The 15,681-nt window shown below is 53.5% G+C and carries 13 protein-coding genes and 1 pseudogene; 7 read left to right on the forward strand and 7 right to left on the reverse strand.

What is annotated here, in order from left to right; translation table 11 throughout:
- The first annotated feature begins 27 nt into the window (after nt 1–27).
- A complete protein-coding gene (rlmF, locus tag VRC33_RS07555) occupies nt 28–960 on the forward strand; it encodes a 23S rRNA (adenine(1618)-N(6))-methyltransferase RlmF (protein ID WP_338562436.1) in 933 nt (310 codons plus the stop codon).
- On the opposite strand, the gene ybiO is transcribed toward rlmF, so the two are convergent.
- The 7 genes and pseudogenes from ybiO to rhtA all read right to left on the reverse strand — a co-directional run bounded on the left by ybiO (nt 957) and on the right by rhtA (nt 8,022).
- The gene (gene ybiO / locus VRC33_RS07560) at nt 957–3,218 is read right to left on the reverse strand and encodes a mechanosensitive channel protein (protein ID WP_338576955.1); all 2,262 of its coding nucleotides are present in this window, start codon (nt 3,216–3,218) and stop codon (nt 957–959) included. The two genes, rlmF and ybiO, sit on opposite strands and share 4 nt — an antisense overlap.
- A gap of 223 nt (nt 3,219–3,441) precedes the next feature.
- On the reverse strand, nt 3,442–4,164 hold the full coding sequence (gene glnQ, locus VRC33_RS07565; protein ID WP_338562438.1) for a glutamine ABC transporter ATP-binding protein GlnQ: 723 nt from the start codon (nt 4,162–4,164) through the stop codon (nt 3,442–3,444).
- Nucleotides 4,161–4,820 (reverse strand): glutamine ABC transporter permease GlnP, encoded by a 660-nt coding sequence (gene glnP, locus VRC33_RS07570; RefSeq protein ID WP_338562440.1) that lies wholly within the window; start codon nt 4,818–4,820, stop codon nt 4,161–4,163. Before glnP ends, glnQ begins: the two co-directional genes overlap by 4 nt.
- Nucleotides 4,821–4,900: 80 nt before the next feature.
- Nucleotides 4,901–5,647 (reverse strand): glutamine ABC transporter substrate-binding protein GlnH, encoded by a 747-nt coding sequence (gene glnH / locus VRC33_RS07575; RefSeq protein ID WP_338562442.1) that lies wholly within the window; start codon nt 5,645–5,647, stop codon nt 4,901–4,903.
- Between the two features lie 295 nt (nt 5,648–5,942).
- Nucleotides 5,943–6,206 carry a DksA/TraR family C4-type zinc finger protein gene (locus tag VRC33_RS07580; protein ID WP_338562445.1) on the reverse strand — a complete coding sequence of 88 codons (264 nt, stop codon included), beginning with the start codon at nt 6,204–6,206 and terminating at the stop codon, nt 5,943–5,945.
- Nucleotides 6,207–6,293: 87 nt separating this feature from the next.
- Nucleotides 6,294–6,797, reverse strand: a complete 504-nt coding sequence (gene dps / locus VRC33_RS07585; RefSeq protein WP_338564143.1) for a DNA starvation/stationary phase protection protein Dps — start codon at nt 6,795–6,797, stop codon at nt 6,294–6,296.
- Nucleotides 6,798–7,186: 389 nt separating this feature from the next.
- Nucleotides 7,187–8,022, reverse strand: a pseudogene (gene rhtA, locus VRC33_RS07590) (threonine/homoserine exporter RhtA).
- Between the two features lie 423 nt (nt 8,023–8,445).
- On the opposite strand from rhtA, the gene ompX reads away from it, so the two are divergent.
- From ompX to VRC33_RS07620, 6 genes are all read left to right on the forward strand, one after another.
- A complete protein-coding gene (gene ompX / locus VRC33_RS07595) occupies nt 8,446–8,961 on the forward strand; it encodes an outer membrane protein OmpX (RefSeq protein ID WP_338562448.1) in 516 nt (171 codons plus the stop codon).
- Between the two features lie 338 nt (nt 8,962–9,299).
- The gene (gene mntR, locus VRC33_RS07600) at nt 9,300–9,752 is read left to right on the forward strand and encodes a manganese-binding transcriptional regulator MntR (RefSeq protein ID WP_338562450.1); all 453 of its coding nucleotides are present in this window, start codon (nt 9,300–9,302) and stop codon (nt 9,750–9,752) included.
- Between the two features lie 25 nt (nt 9,753–9,777).
- Nucleotides 9,778–10,917 carry an SLC13 family permease gene (locus tag VRC33_RS07605; RefSeq protein WP_338562452.1) on the forward strand — a complete coding sequence of 380 codons (1,140 nt, stop codon included), beginning with the start codon at nt 9,778–9,780 and terminating at the stop codon, nt 10,915–10,917.
- Between the two features lie 94 nt (nt 10,918–11,011).
- Entirely contained in the window at nt 11,012–12,172 is a 1,161-nt protein-coding gene (locus VRC33_RS07610; protein ID WP_338562454.1) for an HlyD family secretion protein, read from the forward strand.
- Nucleotides 12,169–13,737 (forward strand): DHA2 family efflux MFS transporter permease subunit, encoded by a 1,569-nt coding sequence (locus VRC33_RS07615; protein ID WP_338562456.1) that lies wholly within the window; start codon nt 12,169–12,171, stop codon nt 13,735–13,737. The genes VRC33_RS07610 and VRC33_RS07615 overlap by 4 nt, the downstream gene beginning before the upstream one ends.
- A complete protein-coding gene (locus VRC33_RS07620; protein WP_338562458.1) occupies nt 13,737–15,281 on the forward strand; it encodes an efflux transporter outer membrane subunit in 1,545 nt (514 codons plus the stop codon). The genes VRC33_RS07615 and VRC33_RS07620 overlap by 1 nt, the downstream gene beginning before the upstream one ends.
- Nucleotides 15,282–15,681 lie beyond the last annotated feature (400 nt).

Raw genomic sequence — 15,681 nt, forward strand, 5'->3', positions numbered from 1 at the left:
ACGCGCCTTAAGTCCAGAGAGCCGCCCATGAAAACTACCGTCGAAAAAACTCAACTTCATCCCCGTAACCGTCATCGTGAACAGTATGATTTCCCCACGCTGATCGAGAGCTATCCGCCACTGAAAGAATTTGTGGCCGTCAACAAGCATGGCGATGAGTCGGTGGATTTTGCCAATCCGGCGGCTGTCCGGTCGCTGAACCAGGCACTGCTGAAACACTTCTACCAGATTGAAGGCTGGTCTATCCCTGAAGGTTTCCTGTGCCCGCCGGTCCCCGGTCGCGCTGATTATGTACACCATCTGGCCGATCTGCTGGCTGAAGATAACCGTCGTATTCCGCCGCGTAACCTTACCGTGCTGGATATTGGCTGTGGTGCTAACTGCATCTATCCGCTGATTGGCCACCGTGAATATGACTGGCGTTTCACCGGCAGCGAAGTCAATGAAGAAGCGATGAAAGCGGCTAACGCTATCCTTGCAGCAAATCCTGGCCTGAATCGTGGCGTGCGTTTACGCCGTCAGAAAGACAGTAAAGCTATCTTCACCGGCATCATTCACAAGAGCGATTTTTATCACGCCGTGATGTGCAATCCTCCCTTCCATGCTTCCGCCAGCGATGCTCAGCAGGGCAGCCAGCGCAAAGTGCGTAACCTGGGCCTGGCGAAAGACTCCCCGCTGAACTTTGGGGGACAGCAGGATGAGCTGTGGTGTGAAGGCGGCGAAAAAGGCTTTATTGGCCGCATGATTGAAGAGAGCGTTAACTTCTCACGTCAGTGCGTCTGGTTCACCTCGCTGGTTTCCCGCAAGGAAAACCTGCCTGACATCTGGCGTGCGCTGGAAGCGGCAGAAGTGACCGCTTACCGCACCATTGAGATGGCCCAGGGACAAAAGCAGAGCCGTATTATCGCCTGGACCTTTATGGAAAAACCGGTGCGTGAACGTCAGATGAGCCGCATTTAATCCGGCGACGGCAATGACTGAAAGCTGGCAGCGCCCTCAATTTCGCTGCCGGTCTGCATCACCTGAACCGTCTGATGCGGCGCTTTAATGCCCGCCGCATCGAAATGTTTCTTCACCATGTTGTCCAGCGCGAAGCGAACGGTCCACTGCTTCAGCGGCTGCGTGGTGAAGGAAACGCGCACGGTAAAGCCCTGGTTTGTTAATCCAACCAGCCCGGCAAACGAAGGTTCCCCTATCACCATTCCCCGGATGTCGGGATTCTCCATCAACTCCTGTACTGCCGCCTGCAACGTGCTGTTAACCCGATCGCTGTCCTCACGACGATCCACATCATAGTTCGCCACAAACGAGCCGATGCCGCGCACAAAGTTGGCGAAGGTGGTGATCGAAGACCAGGGGATAATATGATACGCGCCGGTATCCTGGCGTACTCCTACCGAACGAATCGACATCCGTTCAACCGTGCCGGTGATCGCCCCGATTGTGACCAGGTCGCCTGTGTTCATCCCGTTCTCAAACTGAATGAATATCCCGGTGATAATATCCTTCACCAGCGTTTGCGACCCAAAGGAGACCGCCAGGCCAAGTGCGCCCGCGCCCGCCAGCAGCGGCGCGATATTCACGCCAATTTCCGACAGCAGGATCATGATGGTGATGGTGCTGATCACCACCGCCAGCGCATTACGGAACAACGTCAGTAACGTGCGGGTTCGGGCACTGGGCATGGGACGCCCATGTGAATCCGAAGCCAGGCGACTTTCAATCAGGCTTGCCAGCAGGGTCCAGCCAACCGCCGAGAAGAACAGGATCATCACGATACGGATAATCACATCCACCAGTTTCACGCCTGCGCCCTCCGTCAGCCAGTGCCAGAGATCAAACAGGTTCCAGGCATTAAGTAACAGCAGGCTTACTGCAAACACCGTCAGCGTGCGGGCCAGCTTCAGCATCACCGAAATCCAGCCGTTTACCCGCTGCTGCAACTCCGGATAGTTCCGGCGCAGGTCGGGCGAGAGAATAATGGTTTTGGAGATCCAGCGGGTCAGAATACCTGAGATCAGCGCACCCAGGCCGATGATCGCCAGCGACCGTACCGTCGCCGACATCATAAACTTCAGGCTGTCGCCCGGATTAAACATGGATAACAGGAACAGGGTGATAAAGTACGCGCTGGCAAGCCAGTGCCATACCACGGCAAAGGCGCGGATAAACAGCGAAAAGAACGACAGAGAGCGATCGGCCAGTGCGGAGAGCTCCCGCTGAATATTGCGTTTATTAGTGAAGATCAAATATAACGCCCAGACGGTGATCAGCCCCATCACCACTACATTGATCAGCGCGCCAACCTGCACGTTCACCTGATTGGACACGATAGGCACAATCACCAGCAATCCGTAACCTATCAGCCCACTAAGCCAGCTCAGGCGGGTATTCCAGTAAACGGCACGGTCATCCGACAGATGGAAAAAGCGCAGTTGGGGAAAACGTGGGCAGAACATCAATCGCAGGATCGCTTTGAAAAATTCAATCAACGCGAAGGCATTAAGGAACAGCCCCTGCTGATAAGCGATGGTTCTGCTGCCTGCGTTGAGCGAATCACTGAGGATCTGGCCGACAAACAGCGCCAGCCCCAGCAGCAGCAGGTCGATGATAAAGGCCCCGAGGATCATTAACGGCAGGTGTAGCCAGTTGGTGTGGACGCTGTTTTTTTCCCGTCCCCACTGACCCATTCGCCGGTATATCGGGCCCACAGCCCAGCAAATCAGCCAGTAAAAAGCAAACAGCGCCGCTGCCAGCATGGAGAAATGGCTGAGTGCGGTGAAAAAGGTTTTTTGGTTGAAGGGTTTATGAGGAGCCTCGGCAATATTACGCTGAAGCTTTTCAACCCTGGTCAGAAACTCTCCGCCAAAGTGCCGGCTGACGTCGGTGACGCTCTCCAGCACCGTTTTATCCTCATCCTCTGTCGGTGGGGTCAGTACCGGCTCCGCAGCGGTGGAGGGCGTTTCAGAAGCGTTACGCAGCTGCTCTATCAGCTCCTGCCGCGACTGGTCGTTCTGCAGGATGTTGGCTAAGGCTGCATAAGCGGCTTTTTTTTGTTCAGGATCGGGTTCACCCGTCTGGGTTGTAGCGGATTGTTGTGTTTGTGAGGCAGCCACAGCGGCCGCCGGAAGTGACACAGCCTGGGCCGATCCGGCAAATATGAAACAGAGCAATAGCCACCTGAAGGCAAAGCGCCAGGGTGGAAGAGTTTCTAACATCGTGTTCTCCCGTTGCCGCGCGTCAAAGCGTCAGCCTGCAAGTATAGTTGGCTGAGTGTCAGTGGGAGGTAAAAGCAGGAATTTTAAGAAGATGATTAGCATAAAAAGGCGGGCAATGAACGGCGCCGCAAAATGTCAGAAGTTTGTCTGACATTCGGGTGCAGGTCATTGTCCGCCCTGAACAGTAAAATCGCGGGGGAATCGTTTTCCCCCGGAGTACGGATTACGAAACGTGTTGCAGGAATTCTTGCAAACGGGCACTCGGTGGATTGTCGATCAGCTCATCCGGGTTGCCATCTTCTGCAATGCGGCCTTTATCAATAAAGATCAGGCGCGAGGCGACTTTCTTCGCAAAGCCCACTTCGTGGGTCACGATCACCATAGTCATGCCTTCTTCGGCCAGATCCTGCATCACTTTCAGCACTTCGTGACGCAATTCCGGATCCAGCGCTGAGGTTGGCTCATCAAACAGCATCATTTTCGGCTTCACGGCCAGCGCACGGGCAATCGCCACGCGCTGCTGCTGCCCACCAGAAAGTTCAGACGGGAAGTGATGCGCCCGTTCGGCCAGACCGACTTTACCCAGCAGCTCTTTCGCCAGACGATGAGCTTCGGCCTTTTTGGTGCCACGAACGCGGATAGGGCCAAAAGCGACATTATCCAGCGCGTTCATCTGTGGAAACAGGTGGAACTGCTGGAAAACCATGCCGGCTTCCTGACGAATCAGGCGCTCATCCACTTTCGGGTCATTGACCTTCAGACCATCAACAATCAGCTCGCCGGTGGTGATCTCTTCCAGCTTGTTGATGCAACGTAGCAGGGTTGATTTACCCGATCCTGATGGACCGATAATCACCACCACTTCACCCTGCTGAATGGTCAGATCGATGTTGTGCAGTACCTGCGTTTCACCAAAATGCTTGGAGACGTTTTTAAATTCAATCACAGGATTTTCATCCTTTTCTCAATGCGACGAAGAACAAAGCTCAGCGCCAAAGTAATAATCAGATAGATAACCGCCACGGCGCTCCAGATCTCCAGCGCGCGGAAGTTTCCGGCGATGATTTCCTGGCCCTGACGGGTCAGTTCGGCCACGCCAATCACGATAAACAGGGAGGTGTCTTTGATGCTGACAATCCACTGATTTCCCAACGGGGGCAGCATACGGCGCAGTGCCAGCGGCATAATCACGTAGCGCAGCGTCTCGCGGCGGGAAAGACCCAGTGCCAGGCCGGCTTCACGGAAACCGTTATGGATCGACAGCACGGCACCGCGGGTGATCTCGGCAATATAGGCGCCGGAGTTGATCATGATGGTGACAACGGCAGCACTGAACGGGTCAATGCGCAGGTCGGTAAAGGCCATTGGCAGGGCAAAATAGATAAACATCACCTGCACAACAATTGGCGTGCCGCGGATCAGCTCGATGAATACCAGCGCAATATTGCGTGATACCCAGCCGCCGTATGCTCGGGCGAATCCCGCTACCAGCCCAATTATCAGGCCGCCTACCAGACCAAGGACCGAAATCCACAGGGTCAGTCGGGCGCCTTCAAGCAGGGCCGGAATTGATGGCCAAATGGCGCTCCAGTCAAACTGCATGCTTTACTCTCCGGATCAAAAAACATTTTTTCGTTGGTGGTAAAAAACGCAGGCCTGAGCCTGCGCTAAAGAGGGACAAATTATTTAGGATCGGTGCCGAACCATTTTTTATAAATTGTGTTGTAAGTGCCGTTGTCGCGCAGAGTTTTCAGTGCGCCGTTCACTTTCTCGCGCAGGTCATCGCTGCCTTTCGGGAAGGCGATACCGTACTGCTGAGCTTCGATAGATTCGCCTACCGCTTTGAACTGACCTTTACCGGCGGTGTTGATGAAGTAAAGAATGTTAGGCGTGTCATGCAATACGGCGTCAGCACGGTTGGTGCCGAGTTCCATATAGGCATTGTCGATGTTCGGGAACTGGCGCAGGTCTTTGGTCTTAATATGCTGTTTGGCATAATCTACTGATCCGGTGCCGCTTTTAACCGCAACCACTTTGCCGTTAAGATCGTCCAGGCCTTTGATGCTGTCATTATTCGCTTTCACCATCACTAACAGGCCGCTTTTGTAGTAGCCGTCAGAGAATTCAATCGCTTTTTTGCGCTCTTCGGTGATGGTAATGCCAGCCAGCGCCAGATCGATATTGCGCGTCTGCAGGGCAGGGATGATACCGCTGAAATCCATAGGCTTCAGGGTATAGTCAATGTTCAGCTGTTTAGCGATAGCAGCCCACAGGTCCACATCAAAGCCAACGTATTTATCACCTTGCTTAAACTCGAAAGGAACGAAGGCGGTATCGGTTGCAACAACCAGTTTCTTTTCTGCGGCAGTAGAAGAGACGGCAAACGCCAACGTCAGCGCGGCCAGGGAAAACTTAACAATCGACTTCATTTTTTTATCCTTTATGCAGTCAGACAAGGTCTTTGTCTGATTGGGTGCCATCAGCCATATGAAAAAATTATGCCAACTTTTCAAAATATATTGAAAACAGCACGTTAAGTCAATTTTGGCGCTAAGGCTCAGTTCAGAAACTTATTACGCACCATTTTGGGGCGCTAAAATGGTGCGTAAGATCCATTTGGGTGCAGGTTTCTTTTAGCAAATCAGGGGATAAAAACAACTTATAGTGAAGAGGGATTAGTAGAATTGTTAACGAAGTCTGGTTTAATTGTGAAAACAGGTTTTGTTACCTGAGCTGGCTGTCTTTGCTGCCACGGCGATTATATAAAGAGGACGCCTGCTGATTATCACGCTTCTGCTGACACTGGACGCAATATTGAACGCCCGGTAGAGCGAGGCGGCGTGCTTCCGGTATCGGTTCGCCGCAGTGTTCGCAATATTCCGCACTGGCTCCATGATGTATAGCCCGGCGTGCTCTGGCCACAGCATCATCTATGGTTGAGTCAATTTGTTCCTGCACTGCGTCATCGCGTGCCCATCCGCTTGCCATAATGACCTCCAGATAGCAAAAGAGCAGATGAAGGCCTCATCTGCTCTGAATTCACTCTATGAAGCCGCACCTTGTGCAGCCTGACGGTTACTCAATATTGGATTCGATGAACCACAGGAATTTATCCAGATCGCGTGAGGCCGCGGTAAAGATATCTGCAGTGTCTTCGTCTTCAACTTCAGTGATCGCTTTGCGGGTATCGTTAGCCACTACAGCATAACGCTCCGCCAGCGCTTTCAGGTGATCCTGTACGCTGTGAATGTTAAGGGGGTAGCTTTTCAGCGGTGTTCTGTCGTTGACAATCTGAGTAGTACCCAGAGCCACGCCGCCTAACTGTACGACACGCTCAGCAATCGTGTCCTGATGATCGGTAATAGTAGTACGGAAACCGTCGAGCATCTCATGCACGCCGATAAAGTTCGCGCCGCGCATGTTCCAGTGCGCCTGCTTGGTAATCAGGGACAAATCAATGAATTCCGTAACCAGACGATTGAGCACCTCAATGGTGGCTTTTTTCTCGTCGTCAGCCACGTTGTTACGGGTGTAAATCAGATCGGAAGATTTCGTTTTAACCAGTTTAGCGGTACTCATCATTAATATCCTCTTAATGTGGGTTGTCCTAATTAAGTACGGAGTTAAGTATAGCACCGGTTTTACACTTTGCCGGAAAGTTGCTGCCTATTAGTTGAATAGCGCTGGCCTTTCAGGAATGACTGGCTGTTTATCAACGCTTTCATGCAGGTTTAAATGCGAGTGATAGAAGTTATCATCTGGATTTAAAATATAACATGCTGATTTATATGTTTAAAATTAATCAATCATAAAGCATCTGGCATCAGGCGTTATTTTTAATGAATAAGCCTTTCAGGATATTTCTGTACAGGGAATCTCAGGTAAGATTTATCTTATCTCAGGAGTGATGTTATTCAAGAAAAGTATAAATTTATCGCCCCTAAATTGGGGCGAATATAACGCACCAGTTATTCGCGTAACTCGCTGACCGGATCTATCTGCTGTTTAGAAGAGCGCATGGTCAGGGTGGAGCCAGCCGAAGCCAGGATGATAGCCAGCAAACCAAACCATTGAATCAATGAGAGGATTTCACCCAGGAACAGCATGCCAGAGAGGGCGGCCATCGCCGGTTCAAGACTCATCAGGGTGCCGAAGGTTTTGGCCGGGAGCCGGGTCAGCGCGACCATTTCCAGAGAATAGGGCAGGGCGCTGGAGAGGATAGCAATCAGCACTGCCACGGGGATCAGCGAGAGGCTCCAGAGACCGGCACTGGCATATGCCAGACCCAGAGGCACAAAGATGACTGAAGCTATCAGTGAGCCCATAGCGACCGTAGCCGGACCGTGCTCTGCACCGGCACGCTGACCGCTCAGGATATAGACAGCCCAGAACGCACCTGCCAGCACCGCAAGTAAAGCACCACCAGGATCGACGCTGGAAATATCTTTGCCTACAGGCAGCAGCAGCCACAATCCCAGCAGCGCCAGCAGCACCCAAAGAAAATCAAGCGGACGTCTTGCGCCTGCCAGAGCCAGTGCCAGAGGCCCGGTAAATTCCAGAGCAACCGCAATCCCCAGCGGCACGGTTCGCAGCGCCAGATAAAAGGAGTAGTTCATGCCTCCCAGTGCCAGGCCATAACAAATCAGCGGCAGGAGTTGTTTGCGGGTGAAGCGCAGACGCCAGGGTTTAAAGATGACGCAGAGGATCAGGGTACCCAGGCCGAGGCGAAGCGCAGTAATACCCGGCGCGCCGACCACGGGGAATAAGGTTTTGGCCAGGGCAGCGCCCCCTGGATCGAAGTCATGGCAACCAACAGCACTATGACCGGTAGCCAGAGAGGGGATTTTTGAGAAGCAGAGATCCTGTGAATCAATCTTGTTCGTCCATTTAAACAGTAAAAAGTTCCCTGAAGTGTACCTGACGGGGCCTTAAAACAGATCAAAAACCAGGAAAAAGACTAAGGAAAAGGTCAAAAACAGCGCCATTTCAGTAAAGAAATGTCAGGATTAATTAAGAATTATCTCAATGAACATTTTTTTACATTACCGGTTATGACGGCAGGGAACTCAATAAACATAAGAGAAAAGAATGACATACGAACCATCATTAACGTCCTGTTACACCAAACATTGTGTTGGACAACAATTTCCAGGCAGAGTTTCTCGCTAAGGTTTGTTATATTTTCAGCGTTGTCAGGAGAATAAGTATTTTCACATTTGAGGTGGTTATGAAAAAAATTGCATGTCTTTCCGCACTGGCTTGTGTACTGGCAGTTACTGCTGGTTCAGCAATGGCACGAAGCACTGTTTCTGGTGGCTACGCACAGAGCGACTATCAGGGCGTTGCTAACAAAGCTAACGGCTTCAACCTGAAATACCGTTACGAAAACGGTAACGACCCACTGGGTTGGATTGGCTCTTTCACCTACACCGAAAAAGATAACACTGACTCTGGTATCTACAACAAAGGTCAGTACTACGGCATCACCGGTGGTCCAGCTTTCCGTCTGAACGACTGGGCTAGCATCTATGGCGTTGTAGGTATCGGCTACGGCAAATACCAGCAGAACAGCACCACTGCACGTGACAAATCTGATTCAAGCGACGTAGGTTTCTCCTACGGTGCTGGCATGCAGTTCAACCCAGGCATCGAAAATGTTGCTCTGGACGTTGGTTACGAGCAGAGCCGCATCCGCAACGTTGACGTTGGCACCTGGATCGCAGGCGTAGGTTACAGCTTCTAAGTTGTTTCCCTCAAGCCCAGCCTGGCTGGTGCAATAAAAAATCCGCCCTGTGAGGCGGATTTTTTTTGGCTGATTCAGAGTGGGGCGGATTTCTGTTCCGTTAACATCTCAAGCAGCATAAGACGCAGCGTGAACGGTGAGCGACTCAGCAGCTTCAATAAAAGTGGCTTTTTCATCAGGTTTCCTCCGTTCGCTTTATAATCAGGTATAGCACAGGCTATATTTTGTAGCCATCGCTATTTCGCTAAAATTTGTGCTTCTTTGAGCTTCGTTTACAATGTGGCACCGAGGACTGGTGTGAGCCTTATATGCATCAGAGAATAAGAAGAGGAAGCTGAATGAGTCGTCGCGCAAAAAGTGCAGTGCCTGCGCCACTGAAAGATATCGAAGAGCATGTCGAAGGCTTCCGCCAGGTACGTGAAGCCCACCGTCGCGAGCTAATCGATGACTATGTTGAGCTGATTTCCGATCTGATCCGCGAGTTTGGTGAAGCCCGTCAGGTCGATATGGCCGCCCGTCTGGGGGTCTCGCAGCCGACCGTGGCGAAGATGCTGAAAAGACTGGCCCTGGCCGGCCTGGTGGAGCAGGTTCCTTACCGTGGGGTATTTCTGACCCCGGAAGGCGAAGCCCTGGCCGAAGAGAGCCGCAAGCGGCACTACATTGTGGAAACGTTCCTGCTGGCACTGGGCATCAGCCCGGATACGGCCCGCCGTGATGCGGAAGGGTTAGAACATCATGTCAGTGATGAAACCCTGGCTATCTTCCAGCAATTTTTCGAAAGCCGTCAATAACCCGTTCCACTCTCAGTGAGTCTGTATGGCAACGCTGCTCAGGCCTTTTCTGCACGATCGATTTTTGCATCTGTTAATTTTGCTGGGTCTGATACTGGCCGTTTTTGCCCCCTTCTCACTGCGGGAACTTCCCGGAGCGGTGGACTGGCCGACCATCATGACCCTTTGCGGCTTGCTGATGCTGACCAAGGGAATTGAAGCCAGCGGCTATTTTGACGTGCTGGGGCGGCGGCTGGTGCAGCGTTTTCACCGGCAGCGCACGCTGGCGCTGTTTCTGGTGGCTGCCGCGGCGTTGCTCTCGACCTTTCTGACCAACGATGTAGCCCTGTTTATTCTGGTTCCGCTGACGCTGTCATTGCGTCGGTTCTCTGCGCTGCCCATCGCCCGGCTGATCATCTTTGAAGCGCTGGCCGTCAATGCCGGTTCATTACTGACGCCTATCGGTAACCCACAAAATATTCTGATGTGGCGTCACGGTGAGGCCAGCTTTGCCGGGTTTATCTGGCAAATGCTGCCGCTGGCTACCCTACTGGTGGGGAGCCTGCTGCTGCTGACTTTCTTCTGCTTCTCGCGCAAAAAAATTGAGCTGGTCGCCCAGCAGGATCGGCCACAGTGGCAACGTCCGTTGCTGGTGGCCAGCGTCCTTCTCTATGGCGTTTTTATTGTTTCGCTGGAGCTGGATTACGCCCTCTGGGGATTGCTGCTGGTATTTGCCGTTTTTGCGGTGATGGCGCGGGGGATTCTGCTGAAGATTGACTGGAGCCTGCTGGCGGTATTTATCGCCATGTTTATCGACGTTTATCTGCTGACCCGGCTGCCGGTGTTGCAGACTGCTCTGCACTCTGTTTCAACCTTGTCGGGAGGAGGGCAGTATCTTCTGGCGATCGGCCTGTCGCAGGCGATCAGCAATGTCCCGGCAACCATCCTGCTACTCAGCAGCCTGCCAGCCACCACCCTGATGGCGTGGGCGGTGAATATCGGTGGCTTCGGCTTGCTGCCGGGCTCACTCGCCAACCTTATCGCTCTGCGGATGGCGAAAGATCGCAGTATCTGGTGGCATTTCCATCTCTATTCTCTGCCGATGCTGGTCTGGGCGGTTGCCGTTGGATGGGGGCTGTTTTTAGTAATTAATGCGGCTCAGGCTCAGGGTATTCCTGGTTCGTAAAGAAACGCTGGCATTTGTCAGTTTACGTCCTATTGTTTATAGCAGCGTGAACTTAGCGGATTCGGCCTGAGTCCGCCGTAAACTGATGAGAATTATGGCTAACCAATCAAACTCTCCGTCAGATGATGACCAGCGTCATCAGGATGACAACCCGCAGCAGAACAAAGACCAGCAGCAGGATAACGATCGGCAGCAGGATAATGACCAGCCGGAGCGCAAACGCCCCGGTAAAAAGCCGCTTATTATTCTGGCGATAGTGGTCGTCATCGCCATCATTGTTGCCCTGTGGTTCTGGTTCACTACCCGTAATATAGAAACCACCGATGATGCCTTTACCGAATCGGATGCGGTGACTATTGCGCCAAAAGCCTCAGGTTACGTTACTGAACTGCGGGTCAAAGATAACCAGCGGGTGAAGAAGGGCGATCTGCTGGTGGTTATCGATCCGCGTGATAACACTGCGCAACGCGATCAGGCCCAGGCCCAGCTTGGCCTGGCAATAGCCCAGCTCCATCAGGCGCAGGCTTCGCTGGAACTTTCCAAAGTGCAGTATCCTGCGCAAAAGGACCAGGCGCTGGCTCAGCAGGCTAAAGCCCAGGCCAATTTCCTCAATGCTCAGGAAGATGACCGGCGCCAGCGTGGCGTAGACCCGCGGGCAACCTCGCAGCGTAATATTGATGCAGCCAGCGCCCAGCTGAGAAGCGCCCGTGCCGAGCTGGAAAGCGCTAAAGCTCAGGTGGAAGTCGCTTCGCAAATCAAACTGCAGATTCGTCAGCAGGAAACCAATGTTGAGGCCCGCCAGCAGCAGGTGGAGCAGGCGCAGGCGCAGCTTAATACCGCCAGTCTGAATCTCTCCTATACCGAAGTGCGTGCGCCTTATGATGGCTTTGTCACCAAGCGTAACGTTCAGGTGGGCACCCTGGTTCAGGCAGGCACCGCGCTGTTCTCGCTGGTTTCGCCAGATGTATGGATCACCGCTAACTTTAAAGAATCTCAGCTTGAGCGGATGAATCCGGGCGACAAAGTGGAGATCACCGTGGATGCGTGGCCGGATATGAAGCTGGAAGGCCATGTCGACAGCGTGCAGATGGGTTCCGGCTCGCGCTTTTCCACTTTCCCGTCGGAAAATGCCACCGGGAACTACGTGAAGATCGTGCAGCGTGTGCCGGTAAAAATCGTGGTGGATAAAGGGCTGGATCCGAATAAGCCGCTGCCTCTGGGTCTGTCAGTTGAACCTAAGGTGACGGTGGAATGAGTCACAGCGAGAGCTGGAAACCGGCCAGCAATCCCTGGCTGGTCGCCATGACGGTTACGCTGGCGGTGTTCATGGAGATCCTGGACACCACTATCGTTAACGTTGCGCTGCCTCACGTTGCCGGTTCACTCTCTTCCAGCTATGACGAATCCACCTGGGTACTGACCTCGTATCTGGTTGCCAACGGCATTGTCCTGCCGATCTCTGCTTTCCTCAGCCGGTTATTTGGCCGTAAACAGTTCTTCCTGATCTGTATCGTGATGTTTACCGTCTGCTCCTTCCTGTGCGGGATCGCCACCGAGCTGTGGCAAATTATCCTGTTCAGGGTCTTACAGGGCTTTTTTGGCGGCGGGCTACAGCCGGTGCAACAATCTGTGCTGCTGGATTATTTCAAGCCGGAAGATCGCGGCAAGGCGTTTGGACTCTCCTCCATTGCGATTATCGTAGCGCCCGTGCTGGGTCCGACGCTGGGTGGCTGGATCACCGATAATTATAGTTGGCGCTGGGTCTTCTTCATTAATATTCCCGTGGGAATTTTCAGCGTGATGGCGATCTACCAGCTGCTGGAAGATCCGCCGTGGGAGCGCAAGTGGGCCAAAGGCAAGCTGACGATCGACTATATCGGCATCAGCCTGATTACTCTCGGGCTGGGGTGTTTGCAGGTAATGCTGGATCGCGGTGAGGATGACGACTGGTTCAGCTCCAGCTTTATTGTGACCTTTGCCATTCTGACGATTATCGGGCTGGTGGGGGCGGTTTACTGGCTGCTCTATGCTAAAAAGCCGGTGGTCGATCTGCATGTGCTCAAGGATAAAAACTTTGCCGTCGCCAGTATCTTGATGGCGGGCATGGCAGCAATCCTCTATGGCAGTTCGGTGGTGATCCCGCAGCTTGCCCAGCAGGATTTAGGCTATACCGCCACCTGGTCGGGGCTGGTGCTCTCGCCCGGTGCCGTACTGATCGTGCTGTCGATCCCGCTGGTGCTGAAATTGATGCCCATTATTCAGACGCGCTGGATCATCGCCTTTGGCTTTACCTGCCTGTTTGTCTCGTTTATCTATTCCGCCACCTTAACGCCGGATGTGGATTTCACCACGCTGGTGCTGATGCGTAGCGCGCAGACCATCGGGCTGGGCTTCCTGTTTGTACCGCTGACCACCATAGCTTTCGTGACCATTCCGCAACGGCTTAATGCCGATGCCGCAGCGCTGTTTACCATGTGCCGTAACGTGGCGGGGTCGGTAGGCATTTCGCTCTCCACGGCGATGATCACCGAACGGCAACAGGTGCACAGTGCCAGCATGGTGCACAACATGTCGCCGCTAAACGAGCCCTTCAACCTGACCGTTGAACGCTGGGCGCAGGGGGTGAGAGATTTCACCACGGCGGTAGGCGACCCGGTCACTATAGCTACCGGGCAACTCTATAAAGAGATGATTGCTCAGGCGCGTATTCTGGCCTATGTCGATGTCTTTATGGGCCTGAGTATTGTGGCGCTGATCCTTATTCCTTTTTGTTTACTGCTCTCGCCGATCAAAAGCGAAGGCAGTGCTGGAGCACACTGATGTTCGTTTATCCCCAATTTATGCGTTCCCGGCTCAGCGTGTTGATGGCCACCCTGGCGCTGTCCGCCTGTTCCGTGGGGCCTGATTATCATGCGCCGCAACCGGTCACACCGGGCTCATTTAACAGCATCAGGTCCGACAGTGGATCCAATCCGCAGGCCACAGTGACCAATCCCAACTGGTGGAAGTCCTTTAACGATCCGCAGTTAAACAGCCTGATCGACCGGGCAATTGCCGGAAACCTGAGCCTACAGCAGGCGGTGTTGCGCATTGCCGGATCGCGTCAGCAGCTGAATCAGGCGCGTGGCGCGTGGTTCCCTTCGGTCAACGGCAAGCTCTCCGCCCAGCGTCAGCAGTTGGGGATCAAAGGCGAGCTGGAATCCAACGGCGTCTATAACCAGGCTGACCCGGAAATCAGCTCGGCGCTGAACGGCCTGACTCAGCCCGTGGCGCTCTATCAGGGCAGCTTTGATGCCTCCTGGGAGCTGGATTTATGGGGCAAAGTGCGTCGTCAGGTTGAAATGGCGGATGCGCAACAGCAGGAATCGGTTGAGAGCCGCAACGATGCGCTGGTGTCGCTTGAGGCGGAAGTGGCGCGGACTTACCTGCAACTTCGTGGCGCGCAGTCCGTAAGCCGGACGCTGCAAACGCAGATTGAGGTCGCTCAGCAGACCGTGGAGCTGACCCAGAGTCAGCAGCGTAACGGGCTGGCACCGCAGATGGACGTGGAAAACGCCCGGGCGCAACTCAGCTCGCTTCGCGCGCAACTGCCACAGTATCAGTCACAAATTCACCAGGCGCTGAATGGTCTGGCCGTGCTGGTCGGCAAGCCGCCAGGCGCGCTGGATGCCGAGTTGTTGACTGAAAAAGCGTTGCCGCCGTTGCCAAAAGTGGTGCCGGTTGGATTACCTTCCACCCTCGCCAGACGCCGGCCAGATGTGCGTCAGGCAGAGGCCCAGCTTCATGCCGCTACAGCCAGCATTGGCGTGTCGGTGGCGCAGTTGTTCCCGGATTTGTCACTGACCGGCCAGTTCGGTATGCGCAATACCGATACCAGCTACCTGGATAACTGGAGCAGCCACTTTTACAGCTTCGGCCCGTCGGTATCGATCCCGATTTTCCAGGGCGGACGACTGGTCTCCAGCGTCAAGCTGGCGAGGGCAGAACAGGCCAGTGCTGCCCTTGGCTATCGTCAGACCGTTTTAACGGCGCTGCAGGATGTGGAGAATGCGCTGGTCAGCTACCGTACCGATCAACAGCAGGTGGAGGGACTTGACCAGACCGTGGAGGCGTTACAGAACACCTTTGATCTGGCTAATGACAGCTATGGCAAAGGGCTCTCCTCGTTTATTGACGCGCTGGATGCCCAGCGTCAGCTTGCTCAGGCGAAGCAGCAGGCCGCTCAGGCAAGAGTGCAAAGCAGTCTGGATCTGGTGGCACTCTACAAAGCGCTGGGTGGCGGCTGGGAGCTGTATCAGAACGTGAAAATGCCGGACTATCCGGTATTTGGCCCGGCAGAAGGGGTCAATAAGCCGGTCAACTGACCGGTGTGGCAGTAGCCTTTGCGCTTTTAACCCGCGGCTGTGACGGAGAGGGATTCCGTTTCACAGCCTGCGTAGCTGGCAATGCCCGGCAGATAAACTCACTCTCCTGAGCGATCGACTAGCTTTCCGTAACAGAAATAGCAAAAAAAAACGAAATGAAATTTTTATTTTTAACTGCATAAAATTCAGCCAATCTGCTTTTCGACACGCCTTGCCCTTTTAAACAACCATTTCAATCCACTAATGCGCCACGGGTCACATTCTTCCCGCCGCAACGCGCGCCATGTCTCAAAATTAAATTTCATATTTAATGAAAATGAAAAAAATAAACTAAATTGTCAGTTGCACGGGAGCGTCGCTGTTGCAGGGCATTTCCCGGCTGAACCTTTTCTGTCAGGTA

The organism is Erwinia sp. E_sp_B01_1 (genome assembly GCF_036865545.1).
In the GTDB taxonomy this organism is placed as follows: Bacteria; Pseudomonadota; Gammaproteobacteria; order Enterobacterales; family Enterobacteriaceae; genus Erwinia.

Coding starts and splice junctions, on each gene's coding strand:
- rlmF (WP_338562436.1), top strand. CDS start 28: ATGAAAACTACCGTCGAAAAAACTCAACTTCATCCCCGTAACCGTCAT.
- ybiO (WP_338576955.1), bottom strand. CDS start 3,218: ATGTTAGAAACTCTTCCACCCTGGCGCTTTGCCTTCAGGTGGCTATTG.
- glnP (WP_338562440.1), bottom strand. CDS start 4,820: ATGCAGTTTGACTGGAGCGCCATTTGGCCATCAATTCCGGCCCTGCTT.
- glnH (WP_338562442.1), bottom strand. CDS start 5,647: ATGAAGTCGATTGTTAAGTTTTCCCTGGCCGCGCTGACGTTGGCGTTT.
- VRC33_RS07580 (WP_338562445.1), bottom strand. CDS start 6,206: ATGGCAAGCGGATGGGCACGCGATGACGCAGTGCAGGAACAAATTGAC.
- dps (WP_338564143.1), bottom strand. CDS start 6,797: ATGAGTACCGCTAAACTGGTTAAAACGAAATCTTCCGATCTGATTTAC.
- ompX (WP_338562448.1), top strand. CDS start 8,446: ATGAAAAAAATTGCATGTCTTTCCGCACTGGCTTGTGTACTGGCAGTT.
- mntR (WP_338562450.1), top strand. CDS start 9,300: ATGAGTCGTCGCGCAAAAAGTGCAGTGCCTGCGCCACTGAAAGATATC.
- VRC33_RS07605 (WP_338562452.1), top strand. CDS start 9,778: ATGGCAACGCTGCTCAGGCCTTTTCTGCACGATCGATTTTTGCATCTG.
- VRC33_RS07610 (WP_338562454.1), top strand. CDS start 11,012: ATGGCTAACCAATCAAACTCTCCGTCAGATGATGACCAGCGTCATCAG.
- VRC33_RS07615 (WP_338562456.1), top strand. CDS start 12,169: ATGAGTCACAGCGAGAGCTGGAAACCGGCCAGCAATCCCTGGCTGGTC.
- VRC33_RS07620 (WP_338562458.1), top strand. CDS start 13,737: ATGTTCGTTTATCCCCAATTTATGCGTTCCCGGCTCAGCGTGTTGATG.